The organism is Croceicoccus gelatinilyticus (assembly GCF_018398395.1).
GTDB lineage: Bacteria > Pseudomonadota > Alphaproteobacteria > Sphingomonadales > Sphingomonadaceae > Croceicoccus > Croceicoccus gelatinilyticus.
This window is the reverse complement of the sequence record NZ_JAHCBF010000018.1, coordinates 1-16,852: the sequence shown is the minus strand read 5'-3', so window position 1 is coordinate 16,852 and position 16,852 is coordinate 1. Positions and strand designations below refer to the sequence as shown.

The window sequence follows — 16,852 nt, the reverse complement described above, 5'->3', positions numbered from 1 at the left end:
CATCTTCCAGCCCGACGAATGCGCCAACTACTTTAAATCATGCGGCTATGAGCCGGAATGAACGGAAACCGCTCTAAGTCTAAAGATTTCTTCAAGCAAGAAGGATATAATTTGAAATATAATTCGCAATCAAATTCACTAATTTATGGAGACACCCTTCTTGCAATGGCAGCTCTTATAGCTGGTGATCCAGAAAGGGGGAGTTATCGAAATAAAATTGACATGGTTTATATTGACCCCCCATTTGACAGCAAGGCTGATTACAGGACAAAAATAACTCTTCCTGGTACGGAATTGCAACAAAACCCAAGTGTTTTAGAACAATTTGCATATTCTGACACATGGGGAGATGGCACTGCGTCTTATCTAAAGATGATTACGCCACGCATAACGCTTATTAGAGAGCTTCTTTCTGACGTCGGAAGCCTGTATATACATATTGATAGAAGCGTTGGCCCTTATGTTAAAATAATAGCTGATGAAATTTTCGGGCGATATAATTTCGAAAATGAAATAATTTGGCGAAGAACAACTTCAAGAGGCGGCAGCGAATACTATAATCACGTCCATGACAGTATTCTATTTTACACTCGAAATGGATGCGGCATTTGGAATCAACAACACACGCCATATTCAGATGAATATATAGACACCATGTTTCGCAAAGTTGATGGCGAAGGAAAACGCTATCGAGAAAGCCCTTTGACAGCTCCCGGCCGGCGTGATGGAGATTCTGGCAAGCCTTGGAAAGGCGTCGATCCCCATCAAATGGGGAAGGGCAGGCATTGGGCAGTACCCGGCTTTTTGCGTCACCTCATCTCGGAGGAGGCTCAATGCAATGTGCAGAAATCGCTCGACGAACTTGAGCGACTGGGCAGAATTGTGTGGGCGAAGGACGGAGAAGGACGCCCAAACGTCGTGCAATACGTCGATGACCTTCCTGGTGTTGAACTTCAATCTATATGGACTGATATCGGACTTGAATCCGGCCCAGAATACGACACTAGAAAGCCTGAAAAATTAATACAAAGACTAATGGAATCTTCTACAAATAAGGATTCTATTGTAGCAGATTTCTTTGTAGGTTCGGGAACGACTGCCATTGTAGCCGAACGTTTGGGGCGAAAATGGGTGGCATCTGATCTGGGTAAGCCAGCATGTATGATTACGCGAAAGCGGTTGATCGACCAAGAAGCGCAACCATTCCTGTTTCAACATATCGGTGACTATCAGGTCGAACAGATGCGTTCGACAATGGGAAGTCGTTTCCGAATTGGAGACCTTGCGGAGGTCGTATTGGGGCTTTTCGGGGCGCTGCCGCTTCCTGCGGAAGAAAACCCCAATAAGAATATGGGGCGCTTGCGGGGTAGCAAGACGCTTGTTCTGGCTGATAGCCCGAACAAGATGACTGGCCTCGCTACACTGCGCCGGGCCATCGAAATTCGCGACAACCTTATGGGAGGTTGGGACAAGGTTATTATTCTGGGCTGGAATTTCTCACCGACGATCGGCCATGACATCGACGCCTTGGGGCAGGGTGACAGCCTGGAAGTGCTTGTCATCCCGCCCGATTTACTCGACCGGTTAAAGAAAAAGGGGCAGAAGCTCAAGGCCGATGAAGTGCGCTTCTCGTCGCTGCAATACCTGAAGCTCGGTAAGGTTGAGCGTAAAGTAGACGGTCAAAAGGAAGCACTGGCTGTTGCGATCGACAATTATGTTTTGCTGTCGCCAGAAGCGCTCAATCTTGATGAGAAGAACCGAGAAAAACTTGAAAATATCGTGAATACTGATCCGCTTGCTCTGATCGAATATTGGAGTGTTGATCCCGACTACGATGGTGAGGTGTTCCGTTCGGTCTGGCAGGACTATCGCGGCAACACTGAAAATGACGATGATCCCTATCGTGTCGTCACCACGGCCAAGCTGACCGGATTGCCGAAAAAGGACGGCAGACGACTGGTATGCGTCCGTGTTGTCGATGTGTTCGGTTTTGAAGCCGAAGCTACGATCGAGGTGGCATGATGGAGGGGATCAATAGCCTTTCGCTCGCCCAGAGACTTTCTGCGCTGGTTGAAGAGGCATGCGCCGGACTGGAAACTGGCGATGCGCCGATCCTCGATCAGGTTTCGTCGATGACGGCTGAATTGCTCAAATGGTGGTTTCAGACGGAATTCCAGGACGCCCGGCGCTTCAATTTTCATCCCGGGCAGCGTCAGGCGCTGCTTAACACCATCTATGCGCATGAGGTGCTTGGAGTCATCACGTTGCAAGACCTCTATCAGGCGGCCGCGCCCGATGTGATGCTTGCCAGTGCTCGCGATGCCGAAGTGATCCGCGCCCCGAAAAACGCCTATCCAAAATACTGCATGAAGATGGCGACCGGCACGGGCAAGACCTGGGTGCTGCAAGCTCTCATGGTCTGGCAAGTACTCAACGCGCACCGTGATCCCGACAGCGAACGCTACACCCGCAACTTCCTTGTCGTTGCGCCGGGCCTGATCGTTTATGACCGCCTGCTCGACGCCTTCATGGGAAAAGAGCGCGACGGCAAGCGTGACTTTTCCATTTCCGACCTCGCCATCTTCCAGGAGCTGTTCATTCCTGATGCCTATCGGGATGAGGTTTTCCGGTTCGTGCAGGGTGCTATTTGCCCAAAAGAAGACATCGGCCGCAAAGTCACCGCTGGCGGCATCATCGCCATCGCCAACTGGCATGTCCTGTCCGAGGAAGGCGAGCCGCTTGAAGACGAGGACATCGATGCACCGGGGGAAGAGATCGATCCCAAGCAGGTAGTCGAAAGCATGCTTCCGCTGACACCTGGCACGAGCAAAGGCAATGACCTCAATGTCCTTAACCGCCGCTACGAGCGCGGCGGCATTCTGACCTATCTCAAGGATTTGCCTTCGTTGATGGTCTTCAACGACGAGGCGCACCACATCCACGAATTCAGGCGGGAAGGGGAGGTGACAGAGGTCGAGTGGCAGAAGAGCCTCAACCTGATTTCTGCCCCCAAGGCGCACCGCTTTATTCAGGTGGACTTCTCCGCCACGCCCTACAACGAGGTCGGCACGGGGCGGAATTCCCGCAAATCCTACTTCCCTCACATCATCGTCGATTTCGACCTCAAGACGGCTATGCGGGCAGGTCTGGTCAAATCGCTCGTGCTCGACAAGCGATCCGAGATCGGGGCGCTCAGCAACGACGAACTCGATTTCAAGGCCGACCGTGACGAGAACGGCGACCCTATGCTGTCCGAAGGGCAGCGCATCATGCTGCGCGCCGGACTGACCAAGCTGCGCAAACTCGAAGCCGATTTCGCCGACCTCGATCCCGAAAAGCATCCGAAGATGCTTGTGGTTTGCGAGGATACCTCCGTCACCCCCCTTGTCGCCGATTTCATGCGCGATGAAGGCTTGTCGGATGACGAGATTTTGCGGGTGGATTCCAACCGCAAGGGCGAGTTGAAGCCCGATGACTGGAAGCAGCTGCGTGAACGCCTGTTCGATGTCGATCGACATGCTTCACCGCGAGTGATCGTCAGCGTCTTGATGCTGCGTGAAGGCTTTGACGTGAACAATATCTGCGTCATTGTGCCGCTGCGCGCCTCGACCGCAGGCATCCTGCTCGAACAGACGATCGGCCGCGGCCTGCGCCTTATGTGGCGCGGCAACGAATATGACGACATCAAGCGGGAAAACCGCCAGATGATCGCCACCGGCAAGACCCCCGCCAACATGATCGACATCCTGTCGATCGTCGAGCATCCAGCCTTTCAGGACTTTTACGACGACCTCATCAATGACGGCCTGGCCGCCGAAGAGGACGACGATGATGACAGCAATGGCAGCTCGACTGGCGACCTGATTTCAGTCGGCCTGCGGGACGATTATGAAGACTACGACTTCGCGATCCCGTTCATCCTGCGGGATCGGGTGGAAGAATTGGCTGATGCGCAGATTGACCCGTCAGGCCTCGAATCCTTCGGCGCGTTCTCGCTCGATCAGCTGAAGAAGCAGCTCGGACACGGCGACCGCTTCCATTCCGAGGACGTGCAAGCAAAGACGCGCTTCGGCGACTATCGCGTCCAGGGCGGCGTTATGACTGCTACCGGCTACAACGACTATCTCGCCCGTATCACGCGCCGGATCACCGAGGCGGTCACGCTGACCGACACCACGTCCAGCTCTAAGACCTTCGCCAACGCCGCGAAATTCCCCTATATCCAGATCAATCGCGCCGAACTGGCCGAAGGTCTCGACACCTACATCCGCACCCGCCTGTTTGACCGCGACTTTGTACCGCTTGATGATGAAAACTGGCGCGTCCTGCTGATCGACGCCGTGACCGAACACATCATCAAGGTCTGGGCGCGCTCGATCCTTGAAGCCGAAGGATCCGTGCTCGTGGCCGACGCCGAGGTTGCCCATCGCCGCCTTTCGGAAGTGCCGAAACTCGCCATGCGCGAAGGCTCATCCCTCGCCGTTAACAAGGCGATCTATTTGCGGTTGCCGTACCCCTCCCGCAACGGCGGCCTCGAACGGGCCTTTATGGAAACCTGCGAGAAGGACGGCAGTGTCGATGCCTTCTGCAAGATCAACGAACAAAAGCACACCTTCGCGCGCCTGCGCTATGTGAAGGAAGACGGCTTGCCCGCCTTCTATTCACCCGACTTTTTCGTTCGCTGTGGCGAGACGATCTACCTTGTCGAAACCAAGGCGCAGGGGCAGCTGTCCTCCCCGAATGTGAAGCGGAAGCGCAAAGCCGCCGTGGCTTGGTGCGATCGCATCAACGAGTTGTCGGAGGATGATCGCAGCAATGCCGAATGGCATTATGTCCTGCTCGGCGAAGACACATTCTACGGATGGCGCGATAAGGGTGGCTCAATCGCCGACCTGCTCGCCTACGCCAAGCTGCGGCCAGTGGACGTGAAAACGCAGCCGAAATTCGCGTTTTAGGGGGATCAATGGACCGGGGTGCGCACTTCTTTCAATGTGACTTTCAGGTTCACACACCGCGCGATAAGCGGTGGAGTGGGCCTGATGCCGTCACGGACGATGAACGGCGCGCCTATGCGGCGGAACTTGTCGCCGCTTGCCGTGAGCGTGGTGTTCAGGCGATCGCGATCACCGACCACCACTGCACGGCTTTCATTCCCTTCGTCCGTCAGGCCGCCGCCGAAGAAACGGCTCAAGACGGAAGCGAGTTGGATGCAAGGCAAAGACTGATCGTCTTTCCCGGCATGGAGCTGACGCTTGGCGTACCCTGTCAGGCGCTCATCATTTTCGACGCCGATTTCCCCGATGAATTTCTTCCGCAGGCGCAGACCGCCCTCAAGATTACCCAGAATGGCGTGGATCAAGCCAAGGTTTGTGATGTGCAACGCCTTGAGCACATCCAAAGCCTGCGCGCGCTGAAAGAGGAACTGGACGGACACTCCTTCTTGAAGGGCAGATACATGGTTTTGCCCAATGTCAGCGGCGAGGGGCCATTCTCGCTCTTGCGCACTGGCATGGCCGGAAAATATTCGGAAATGCCGTGGGTTGGCGGCTACACCGACAAGGAGTTTTCCAAGCTCAAAGACGGCCCGAAGAACATTCTCGCAGGCAAAGACAAGGCCTGGGGGCATAAGCGCATCGCCTGCATTCAGACATCCGACACGCGTTCGGTGGATCATGCAGAGCTTGGCAAGCCCTCGACCTGGGTGAAGTGGGCGACACCAACGGCGGAAGCTCTTCGTCAGGCTTGCCTTGCGCAGGAATCGCGTATTTCTCTCGATACGCCGCATGTTCCTGAAACCTACATTGCCTCAGTCAGCATCGGCAATTCCAAGTTTCTCGGCCCGCTCGATGCCGAGCTTAACCCCCAATACAGCGCCTTGATCGGCGGTCGCGGGACGGGCAAATCGACCGTCCTTGAATATGTACGGTGGGCGCTCTGCGATCAGCCCCCGTCGAATGTCGATGATGATACCCCGAATTATCAGTCTCGCCGTGCCCGACTGATCGAGCAGACTTTGAAGCCCTTGGGGGAGGGCGTCACCGTCACCTACATGCTCAATGGCGTTCCGCATGTGGTGCGTCGTTCAAGCCTTGACGGCTCCGTGCAGATGAAGATCGGGCGCGAGGAATTCCGACCGTGCTCGGAAGAGGAAGTCCGCACCCTTCTGCCGATTCAGGCTTACAGCCAGAAGCAGTTGAGTGATGTCAGTGTGCGCATCGACGAACTGACCCGTTTCATCACCGCGCCAATCAAGGGCGACCTCGATCGCCTTGACCGGAAGGCGGCTGATCGCGCCAACAAAATGCGCGAGACGTTTGCGACCCGGCAACGGTTTAACGAACTCAACCGCACGCTTGCCAACCGTGTTCTCGAACACCAGTCGATCACCGGCCAGGCGGAAAGCCTGAAGCAGTCGCTGACCGGCCTTTCCGATGCCGATCGCCAAACGCTCGATCAGGCCAATGACTATTCCAACGCCAACACCGAGGTTGAGCGTTGGCAGGCATCGGGCGAAACCATCCGGCGCAAAGTCGATGAACTCGCGCAGATCGTCACCGACCAAGCCGGCGCTTTGTCGCCTGTAGCCCCCGATAAGCCGGAAGCCGAAGCGGCGATATTGCAGGCGGCGCGGCAGGCCTATGCGAATTTCCTTTCGGAAACGCAGACGGCTTTGAACACTCTGTCGCAGTCAGCGGAAGCCATCGCTGAACCTGCACCGGAAGCGGATGTCCCCTGGACGCAGTGGGATACCAAATACGAGGCTTTCAGGGCGCGCTATAATGAAGCCGTCGAACGCTCTTCTTCGCACCGTAAACGGCTCGAACAACTGCGCAATCTGGAAGCCCGCGCGGCGGAACTGGCTGCGGAATCTACCCGCACCCGTGAAACTCTGGCGTCTCTGAAATCTGCCGAAACGCTGTTCGATACCGCGCGAGGGGAGTGGTTGTCGGCGCAGGAAGAGCGCGATGCTCTGCTAACCCGCGAAGGCGAGGCATTGACCGAGCGTTCCGAGAGCGCAATTCGCGTGACCCTCAAGCCCTATGCCGATGCGAGCGCGTTTGTGGATCTGCTCCGGCAGAACCTCACCGGCTCGCGCGTCCAATCTGCCAAAATCGAGGAGTTGGGGCAGTATATCGTCAATGCCGAAGACCCCAAGATGACGTGGCTGAAAGTGCTCGGCGAACTCGAAAAGCTGGCTGAATTCGATCCGGGGAATGCGGTTTCCGAGGAACGCCCTGCTGCGCCAACACTGACGGCGGCAGGCCTGAAACTCGACCAGCTTGATCGCATGGCGCAGTATCTCAAGCCCGAAACCTGGCTCTCGCTCGCCCTGACGCCCATCAAGTCGGTGCCGGTCTATGAATTTCGCGCCAAAGAGGCGGACTATATACCCTTCAAGAATGCGTCTGCCGGTCAACAGGCGACCGCGTTGCTGCGCACTTTGCTCAATCAGCTCGGTCCTCCGCTCATTGTCGATCAGCCCGAGGAAGACCTCGACAACCCTGTCATGTTGCAGATTGTCGAACAGCTATGGGCTGCGAAGCAGATGCGCCAGATCGTATTTGCCAGCCACAACGCCAATCTCGTCGTGAACGGTGATGCCGAGCTGGTCATCTGGTTTGGCTATCGCAATAGCGACGATCAATCTCGCGGCACGATCAAAGGGCGGGGCGCAATCGACATTCCCGAAGCCCGCGAAGCAATCAAACAGATCATGGAAGGTGGCGAGAATGCCTTTCGACTGCGGCGTGAGAAATACGGCTTCTAGGGCCTCGGTCTCGCTCCAAGGAGAGTTAAATTTAACATAAGAAACATTATCCGCTTCGGGATCTTGTAAGAGCAATTTAGAAATGTCACACCCCGCAAGTTAGAGATGTCACAACCGGGACGTCTCGCGGTTCCGGTGGCATGTCTTCCTGCAAGGCGGGAGGACTTGGCTATGACGGTGGTGGCGATGAGCCATGGCGAGCTTTCGCGGTTTGATACCTTGATGCGCGTCGAGCGCGGTGAATTTCGGATCGATGATGCCGTGGTCAACCTTGCTCTCAAACGGCGGCAGATTTTTCGGCCTTTGGAGCGATTGCGAGCTGAAGGTGCACCCGGACTGATCTCGCGCAAACGCGGCCGGCCAAGCAATCGCCGCTATAGCGACGCCTTGCGTGAGCACTATCACGACTTCGGCCCGACCCTCGCACGCGAGTACATTATCGAGCGCCACGGGACCACTGTTGCTTGCAATTTTTTCGGCAGATGATGATCCAGGAAGGAAGCTGGAAGGACCGCGATGTTCGCCGCCCGAGCTGGCCCCGATGCCCCCCAACATTGCTACTTCATTCTGTGTCTGACTGGGTATCCGCTATCTGGCTGCGCTCTTTCTCTATCCTGTAAATACGCGGCGCCCCCAAGTTCACCCTGCAACGTTTCGCCAAGGCTTGGACTAATCGCAAAAATTAGCTTCAGGATAGATGAAAATCGCTTCAGATCCTCGCCGTTCAACAGCTCGGAGCTACCGACCGCTTTCTCTTTCGAGCCAGTTCTGCGCTGCGCCAAATTAAAGACAAGCGCCGCGATCCCGGCCCGCTTGCCGACGGTGAGTGCACTGCGCGCCGCGTCGGTGGCAGCCTCGTATTCACCGCGATAGAATTCAAGCAGGGCATGGAATGCGATGAATGGTGCCGTGTAGGCATCCGCGTGCATGCCGCGAAATATGTTGCAACAGTCATCCATTGCCTGGCCCCATCGACCTGAGGACAGCTCAATCAACGCACCCAGCATACAAACCCAATGGTTGAGCGGGGCAATCTGATCGAGGCGGCCATGAATGTTCGCAGCCGCATTGTGGTCCCCTAAAAGCAGTAGGCCGAAACCGCGATAGCTCATCGCGACAACATCGACGCCGCGATGAAAAGTCAGATCGTCGATCTTCATGGCAAGCTCTTCTAAGTTACTCTGCGTTTCTCCTTGTATGATGATCTCTAACATCGCGATGCGATAGAGCTCCCCATAGGCTTCCAGCGATTGGTCGAGCGAGGACATTGAGAGCAAAAGCTCTCGGGCTTCGTCCCAGTTATCGACGTCCCCCTCTTCGATGATGGATCTGGCCTTCCAGAGTTTCTGCCCGTCGCTGTCCACCTCCGAATAGCGCGCGCGTTCAACGATATCCTGCTGGAGCAGGGCCAGCACGTTTACCACGAGGTGCTCCGCCGCGATCTGTTCTTGCCTTGAGTAAGAGCGAACGCTGAGTTTGCACCGCCTTTTTCCCACCATTACGCCCTGACGTGCCTTGCCGATGCCCCTGCCTGAGAAGATACTGATGGAGATTTCTTCTTCTTCTTCCGCAAAATTGTGCAAGTCGATGAAGGCCAAGTACGAATGGTTATCATCGAGTGTTTTCGCCTTTGGTATCACCACCGGGCGCAGCCTGTTGCCGACCGACATCCGATAGATGACATCACGTTGCATCAGCTGAAATTCATAGTCCTGATGGGACTTTGGGACTTTGGCGGGCGGGAGGATTATGCCCACGGTTGGGGTGACGGGTATCTCGGCCTGAGCTGCCGAGGGAGGCGTTCTGGACTGCTGGAAAACCACTCCTTCGGCAAAAGAATTCCTGACTTCGCGCAACCAGTCTTCGAAGTCCTCCTCACCCGGTAGATCAAGCCCCTCGAGAAAGTCAGCGATGCTACCTTGGCTCATACTCGGATCGTAGATGTCGATCGAGATTTGCGATAGCTCCAGCGCGACCGTCCTGTAGGTAGACGACAGTGGCAGGCCGGGAGCCGCCTTGCGCAGGCTGGCGATTTCCCTGCGCAAGCTGCTTTGGGCCTGGCGCGCTGCGCGAGAACCCCAGAGCTTTTGCTGCAGGTATGCGCGCGAACGCGTACCTCTGGAACCAGTCGCCAGAAGCGCCAGTAACGCTAAAGCTTTTCTGCTGGAAACATCAAGTATTGCGCCTGTCGGATCGACGAGCCTCGGATAGCCACGCAAGTATAATGCGTATCGTCTCTCTTCCATATTCAACCACCCCCCACGGACTCCGAGGGCACCTAATCCATCATTTTGAAATTGCGAACCTAATCTAGAATAATTCACGTTCTTATCGCAAATTTTCACGATTTGGTCGCGGTACTATCCCGCTGCGATACTGCGCTCCCGTGCATTAGAAATGTTGGCTCCAGGCAAACGGTCAGGGTCGAAAGAAAGGTTTTTGCCGGTGGATATCGGCATAATGTTGGGGGTTCCTCAGATGAAATTTAAGAACGCACTTTGTGCGAGTTCGGCTGCTGTAGCCTTGGCGGTGTCGCTATCGGCACCCGCGCAGGCAGCATGTGTGACGACGGGCGACGACGTGGTTTGCGGCGATGATGTTACTGCTATTGACGTGGAAACCGGCATCGCCGGAGTGCTCGGCACAGAAGACGGCGTTTCGGTCAGCATAGAAGCTGGCGCGGCTGTGGGGCAGCCTGACGCGGCTATCGATGCCTTCCTGCTGGATCAGGAAATGGTTTTTGTGAATTCCGGTGTGATCGGCACGGAAACCGATGCCGTTGATGTTCGTATCAATGCATTCAATGACACAACGGGTTCGATTGTCGCCGTGACGCTAGGCGGCACGCTGAACGGCAACCTCTTCGTCAACGGTGGTGCGGATGTGGATGTGGCCATCACGGGCGCTGCCAACAACGTCTCGCTCAACTCCTACGACGGTTCCTATGAATCCGCTTCCAGCACCGAGACCACCGCAGGAGTGACCACCAACACCTTCGAAGAGGCTTACACCACTGCGGAAACCGGCGGTGTGGTGCTTGATGTTGCGGCAACCGCGTCGACGGGTTCGGTCAATGCTGGTTCGAACGACGATGTGACTGTTGCGGTCGCGGGTGAAGTCGATGGCTCGATCAATGCTAGTGCCAGCGGATTTCAGTACACCACTGACGCAGTCAGTGTGAGCGATCCGGCTGCTGGCAGCAGCACCAGCGACTACGCCTATCAACAAGGCAACATCGCTCGCGATGCGTCGGTTGACGTTGCGGCCTCCGGCTCTGTCAGCGGCGCGATTATCGCGCAGGCGACCGGCGATGCTACTGTCACCAACGCAGGCATGGCGGACGCAAACGTCTCTGCCTTTGCGAACGGTTCTGCATATACCTACGAACAGCAGAGCGCCTCGCTCAACGCGCCGGATGGCACCCTTTCCACGAGCATGACTTCCTTTGCGGAAGCCAATTCGGCAACCGGCGGTGTCGCCAGCGTCACCAACACGGGCCAGGTCGGTGCCACGGGCGCCGGCATCTTCAACGTGAACGTGCAGGGCCAGGGTGGAGCCGACTTCACCAACAGCGGCCGTGTGAACGCCAACGTTGCGGTCAACTCCACTGCCACTGACAGCACGAGCAGCAACGCCAACTCGAGCACCACCGTGCGCGAGGAGACGACGCTCGATCTGATTTCCACATCGTTCGAGAACAGCAGCACCAACAGCTCCACCGCTTCGGGCGGCGATGCTTCTTTCGTGAACGAAGCTGGCGGCCTGCTTGATGGCAATGTCAACGTGTTCGCCCATGGCGATGTCACGGTCGACAATGCGGGCGCCGTTACCGGCAATATCGCGGCGAACGCCCAAGGCTTCGATTCGACCAGCTCTTTCGAAGGGCAGGGCGAAACCGTCTATGCTGACGACGGATCCTTCGTTTCGACCTATGCCAACAGCTCGTCGAACTCCAACACCGCCAGCGGCGGCAGCGTGTCCGGCGACTATTCCGGCACGGTCGGCGCTGTGCGGTTTGCGCAGGTGCAGGGTGGCACGGTGACGCAGAACGCGCACGGGGACAACACGGCCTCCGTGACGGGTCTGATTCTCGGCAACCTGAACCTGAACACCGGCAGCTTCGACAACACGGGTGAAAGCACCTACGAACAGAGCCTCGACCGCAACGACCTGTCGCAGCTCGATGGGGATCGTGTCGTCGCCAGCTCCGGCAGCAACACCAGCTCGACCTCCGCTGGCACCACCGCGATCGCTATCGATGGCGGCACGGTGAACGGCGGCGTCAATGCTTCGTCTGCCGGTGGCAACATTGCCATTGGCCTGATGAACGGTGCCGAGGTCGGTTCGATCTACGCCAACAGCTATGGCTCGAACTCCGAGAGCACCTCGAGCACTGATATGGCGGAAGTCTATGAAGACGGCACCTTCCTCAGCGGCGAATCCGTGCAGAGCAACTCCAGCTCCAGCACGGCCGCGTCGGGCGCAGTCGATATCGCTATCGGCGATGCCATCGTCGACGGCAGTGTCAACGCCTACACCCAGGCGGGCGGCATCTCGCTTGCCATCGGGCCTGACGGTGAAACCGGCTCGGTTGGCCTGTTCTCGAACGGCACCAACTCCACGTCGGAGAGCACTGGCACCACCACCATCCTGGCGGACGATCCCCTCGTCTATCGCGAGATCACCAACAGCAACTCGAACAGCTCTGCTGGCGGCGACATTTTCGCCGACGTGGGCGGTTTCGTGTTCGGCAACCTTAATGCCAGAACCGAAGGTGGCGACATTGCGGTATCGCTGACAGGCAACGTGGACGGGCAGATCACTGCCTATTCGATCGGCGGCACCAGCACCTCCGACAGCGTGCAGACGCTTGCAGGCGTTGTGACGCAGACCTTTGAACAGACCGAACTTACGACTTCCTCTAACGGCGACGTCTCCTTGGAAATCGTTGAGCCGGTCGACGGTTCGGTGTCTGTCGTTGGCGGTATCTATGCCATCGGCGGTAACATCGGCGTTACCATCGGTGAAGGTGCCCGCGTGGCTACCGACTACGGTGACGTAGATCTGACCGCTTATAACGAGACCCATGGTTCGACGAGCACGCCGGTCTTCACCGATGGCGTGCTGACGGGCGAGAGCTTCACGTCGTTCAGAACTCCGATTGCCGGTGACGCCACTCTGCTGAATGATGGTGAAATCGGTGCCGAGGACGGCAACTTTGCCGACGTCGAGTTGTACGCCCTGGGCAACGCTACGGTCATCAACAACGGTGACATCTATGGCGACATCGAACTTTACGGGCTGGGGCAGGCTCTTACCTACTCCTACCTCCGTGAAAATCCCGGCGACCTGCTCGAAACCCGGACCAACACCAACACCTATGCGCCGGTTGGCGGGGACATGCTTGTCGACAACGCAGGCATGATTGCTGGCCGGGTTGAATTGGCTGGTACAACGGGCGCCGTGCTGAATGACGGCTGGATCGCCGATGGCATCGTGTTTGGTGACAACGTCGACAACTACGAGACCACCAGCGTCGATACGTTCACCGCGTTTGGTGAGCAGACCGTCACCGAAGAGTACGATCCGTTCGTCCAAAGCTACACGCTCGAACAGAACGCCATGCTCGGCGGCGGCATCTATGTCGAAGGTGCCTTCGGTGACATCGATCCGATGGTCCTGACCAGCGCGATCGACGCTACGCTCAACCTCAACGACGGTTCGATCACGTCGGGCCCGGTTGTTGCCGAGTACGATCCGGAAACGGGTGATCGCTTCACGGCGACCACTCTGAACCTCAACGGTGCGGGCTACCTCGGCCTCGACTCCAACACGGCGCTGGCGCTCGATCCGACGGGTGGCCTCTCGTCGCTCGTGGGTGCAACCGCTGTCCTGGGTGTCGAAACGCTCAACAAGAACGACGAGGGCATCTTCCTCATCCACGGTGCGGAATACGTGCCGGGTGATAACGACGACCTGCCGTTCTACACCTTCGATGTGGGTACTCTCGCCATCAATGGCGGCGAGCTGCAGCTCTCCAGCAACGGCGGCCCGCTGGGCCTGCGCGGCGACCTAGTGAACTCCGCATCGCTGGTGCTGGGCCAGATCGTTATGCTCGAACAGCCGCAGTTCGGTTCGAACCTGGTGGGTGAAGGCCTGGTGGCTGTCGACGGTGTCACCATCGTGCAGGAAGGCAACTTCACGCAGACCGACACCGGCACACTCACCCTTGGCGTGCTGCCGGATCTCGTCCGCGTGTTCCCGTCCGGCGTGACCGGCGGAACCAGCGTCGATATTCTGGGCGTGCAGCAGATCGGCGTGAGCCAGCCGCTATTCACCACGATCGAGAATGCCTTCGGTCAGGCCGTGTCGCTGGATGACAGCTTCGTGGCTGTCGATGGCGACCTGGACCTGGCAGGCACGGTGAATGTCCTGACGCCGATCGGCGGCATCTATGCCGACGGCGCGACGCTGGACATCATGAGCGTGACCGGCACGGTTACGAACACCGCGACGGTCGACACCCAGCTCGACTCCGCGTTCGTCAGCTTCGGCCTGACGACGCGCGTTGAAGATGGCATCACCATCGTCTCTGTCGTGACCGACCGTACCGGCTATGAAAGCGTTGCCACCAACAGCAACGCCGCCGCCGCCGGTGCTGCGCTGACTGCCGCGATCTCGCCGGTAGTGGCTGACCTGCAGGCCGACGCCAACGGATCCGCTCCGTTCGGTTCGGTACGCGAACTGGCCCTGGCGCAGGACATGGCGACGCTGATCGCCGGGTTCGACTCGCTGCTCACCGCGAATGAAGTCTCCGCTGCCCTGAACGAGCTGGCCTCCGGCCACGCTTACGGTTCGCTTGCGGCTATCGAAACGACTTCGCCCTTCAATGACGCTCTGAGCAACCGCCAGACGGCATGGGGCAACTCGGGCTTCGGTCTCTGGATCGGTGCCGCGGGTCGTTTTGCGGACTTCGACGGTAACAGCTCGGTCGGTTCGCTGGAGCTCGACACCGAAAACTACGGTGCTTCGATGGGCTTCTCGGTTCAGACCGGCAACCTCGAGTTCGGACTGGGTGGCGGCTACGGCCACATCGAGGCCGACACCGACGCCCAGCCCTTCTCGGCCAACGCCGATACGTGGATGGTCGGCACCTACGCCCAGTATAACGCTGGCTCGGTGACGGTTGGTGCCGATCTGGTCTTCGGCTGGTCGGACTGGGATGCCAGCCGTGCCCTGCCGACGCTGGCCCGCGAAGCCATTGCCGACTTCGACAGCAAGGAACTGCGTTTCAACCTGCGTGGTGAATATGCCTTCGACTTCGGTGGCGGGTTCGTCGCTCCCTTCGCCAACCTTCAGGTGCGTCGTTACGACTTCGACGGCTTCACCGAAGAAGGCGCCGGGGCGGTCAGCCTGGTCGTCGAAGGTGCCGAAAAGACGGTCTTCTCCCCCGCGATTGGTCTGAAGGCAGGCACTGCCTTCACCACCGATGTTGCCGTCATTCGTCCGGAAGCGAGCCTGTCGTACACCTTCCAGGGTGACATCAAGGGCAACCGCGATGTGGCTTACCTGGGCAACTCCTCGCAAGGCTTCCTTCTGGAGGGAGTTGATCCGAAGGGATTTGTGACTGGGACCTTGGGACTGTTCGCAGATATCGGCGCAAACTCTGGCGCGTTCATTCGCGGCAGCGCTTCGACCGGCGGCGACCTTGAGGCTTACGGAGCAAGCGTTGGTGTAACGATCGGCTTCTGATCTTGTCCTTAACAGGACCACATCGGAAAAGGGGGAAGAGCAATCTTCCCCCTTTTTCATCTTGAAGGTAGTGTGGGCGGCTATGGATGGACGACGGCTCGTGCATCAACTTGTGACCAGAGTATCCTAGGCATGGCGCGACCCTGCCAGTGATTTTTTTGGAAGAGGACGGTTTCATTCCCCCGACCGCATGATTGAGAACGAGATATGGCAGCTTCATGGCCGCCTCGTTACCGAGGAAGTGACTGCGGATACGGGCGGATTGGCGCAGTTTCGAGTTCAACGCTTCGATCGCGTTCGTCGTGTAGATGATCCCCCGAATCGGAGCACCGAACCCAAAGAACGGGATGCCATGCTCTCAGTGCCGGCGCCAGCTCTGCGTGATGGCCGGGTTTTTCTGGCCGCAGGTGCCTTGCTCGAACGCCTTCTGCTCGGTCAGGCCGGCTTCGGCATTGTCTACACGATAAAAGCTTTTGAGCGCGCTAGCGATCGCCTTACTGCTTTCCAGAAATCGAAACCCAATGAGTTTCTGCTCAGATCAACAATGCAGGTCTGAACGACCGCTTCGGGGAACACTGCGTCGATCGCATCGGGCAGGTTGCCAAGCGCGATGTAAACCGCCTTTTTGCGCACAACGCCTTCGTCGCCGACTCTCACCCGGAACGCGTCAAAGAACACCAACGGATAGCAGGCGTCGAGCGGTCGGCCTTATCCATGCGGTGACGGCTTCCACCACCGCATGGGTAACCGTGCAAATCCGCCAAGTACCCCCGGATCTCGTACACCGTCATGCCGCGTGCGTACATCGAGAGGATCTTCGTATCGAAGTCCGGGAGCCGGCACTAATATCGGGCTATCAATTTGGATCGAACGTGCACGAACGGTCGCGCGGAAATGCGAGCGAATTGAGCCATAGCGTATCGATAGGTGCGTGAACAATTCGCCCGAGGTTTGGCCTGACGGTCGCGAGATGCGGCAGATCATGGCGCACTATATTGTGGCCGATACAATGATCGCTTTGCGACAGGCCAGCGTCCATTTCATCGAGCGCACGTGCCAAGCCGCCCTTCCCTGCCCGGATAGCCGCGCCATTGCCATAGCGCACAGCGGCGAAGGCAAAAATCTCGGCAGTCTTGGGATTAACTTCGATGTCGAACGACACGCAGCGGCGGAGCAACTCGATGGCCGGCTCAGATAAGGTCACTGCAATGTTCAATTCGAACCCCTTATCGCCGGTGACCGGCCTACGCATTTACTAGAGCGGTTTCCACACGAACTGACTCGAGGGGGATTCCCATTTCGGCTGCGTTGTGATTCAGACTTCCTGCTGGT

General features: G+C 57.6%; 6 protein-coding genes and 1 pseudogene. 5 read left to right on the top strand and 2 right to left on the bottom strand.

Features of this window, described 5'->3' with window-relative positions:
• Positions 1–57: 57 nt before the first annotated feature.
• The 4 genes from KIH45_RS18275 (at position 58) to KIH45_RS18260 (ending at position 8,254) form a co-directional block, all read left to right on the top strand.
• Entirely contained in the window at positions 58–2,022 is a 1,965-nt protein-coding gene (locus KIH45_RS18275) for a site-specific DNA-methyltransferase (RefSeq protein ID WP_213177409.1), read from the top strand.
• Complete coding sequence (locus tag KIH45_RS18270; protein ID WP_225900036.1) at positions 2,019–4,955, top strand: DEAD/DEAH box helicase family protein; 2,937 nt, start codon at positions 2,019–2,021, stop codon at positions 4,953–4,955. The genes KIH45_RS18275 and KIH45_RS18270 overlap by 4 nt, the downstream gene beginning before the upstream one ends.
• 8 nt (positions 4,956–4,963) lie before the next feature.
• Positions 4,964–7,768, top strand: coding sequence for a TrlF family AAA-like ATPase (locus KIH45_RS18265; RefSeq protein WP_213177408.1), 2,805 nt, complete (start codon positions 4,964–4,966; stop codon positions 7,766–7,768).
• A gap of 171 nt (positions 7,769–7,939) precedes the next feature.
• The gene (locus KIH45_RS18260; protein WP_420481946.1) at positions 7,940–8,254 is read left to right on the top strand and encodes a helix-turn-helix domain-containing protein; all 315 of its coding nucleotides are present in this window, start codon (positions 7,940–7,942) and stop codon (positions 8,252–8,254) included.
• Positions 8,255–8,325: 71 nt separating this feature from the next.
• On the opposite strand, the gene KIH45_RS18255 is transcribed toward KIH45_RS18260, so the two are convergent.
• Positions 8,326–10,020, bottom strand: coding sequence for a hypothetical protein (locus tag KIH45_RS18255; RefSeq protein WP_213177407.1), 1,695 nt, complete (start codon positions 10,018–10,020; stop codon positions 8,326–8,328).
• A 226-nt stretch (positions 10,021–10,246) separates the two neighbouring features.
• On the opposite strand from KIH45_RS18255, the gene KIH45_RS18250 reads away from it, so the two are divergent.
• Positions 10,247–15,520 (top strand): autotransporter domain-containing protein, encoded by a 5,274-nt coding sequence (locus tag KIH45_RS18250; RefSeq protein WP_213177406.1) that lies wholly within the window; start codon positions 10,247–10,249, stop codon positions 15,518–15,520.
• A gap of 187 nt (positions 15,521–15,707) precedes the next feature.
• On the opposite strand, the pseudogene KIH45_RS19245 reads toward KIH45_RS18250, so the two are convergent.
• Positions 15,708–16,424: pseudogene (locus KIH45_RS19245) on the bottom strand (transposase); the annotation flags it as partial.
• Positions 16,425–16,852: the final 428 nt, after the last annotated feature.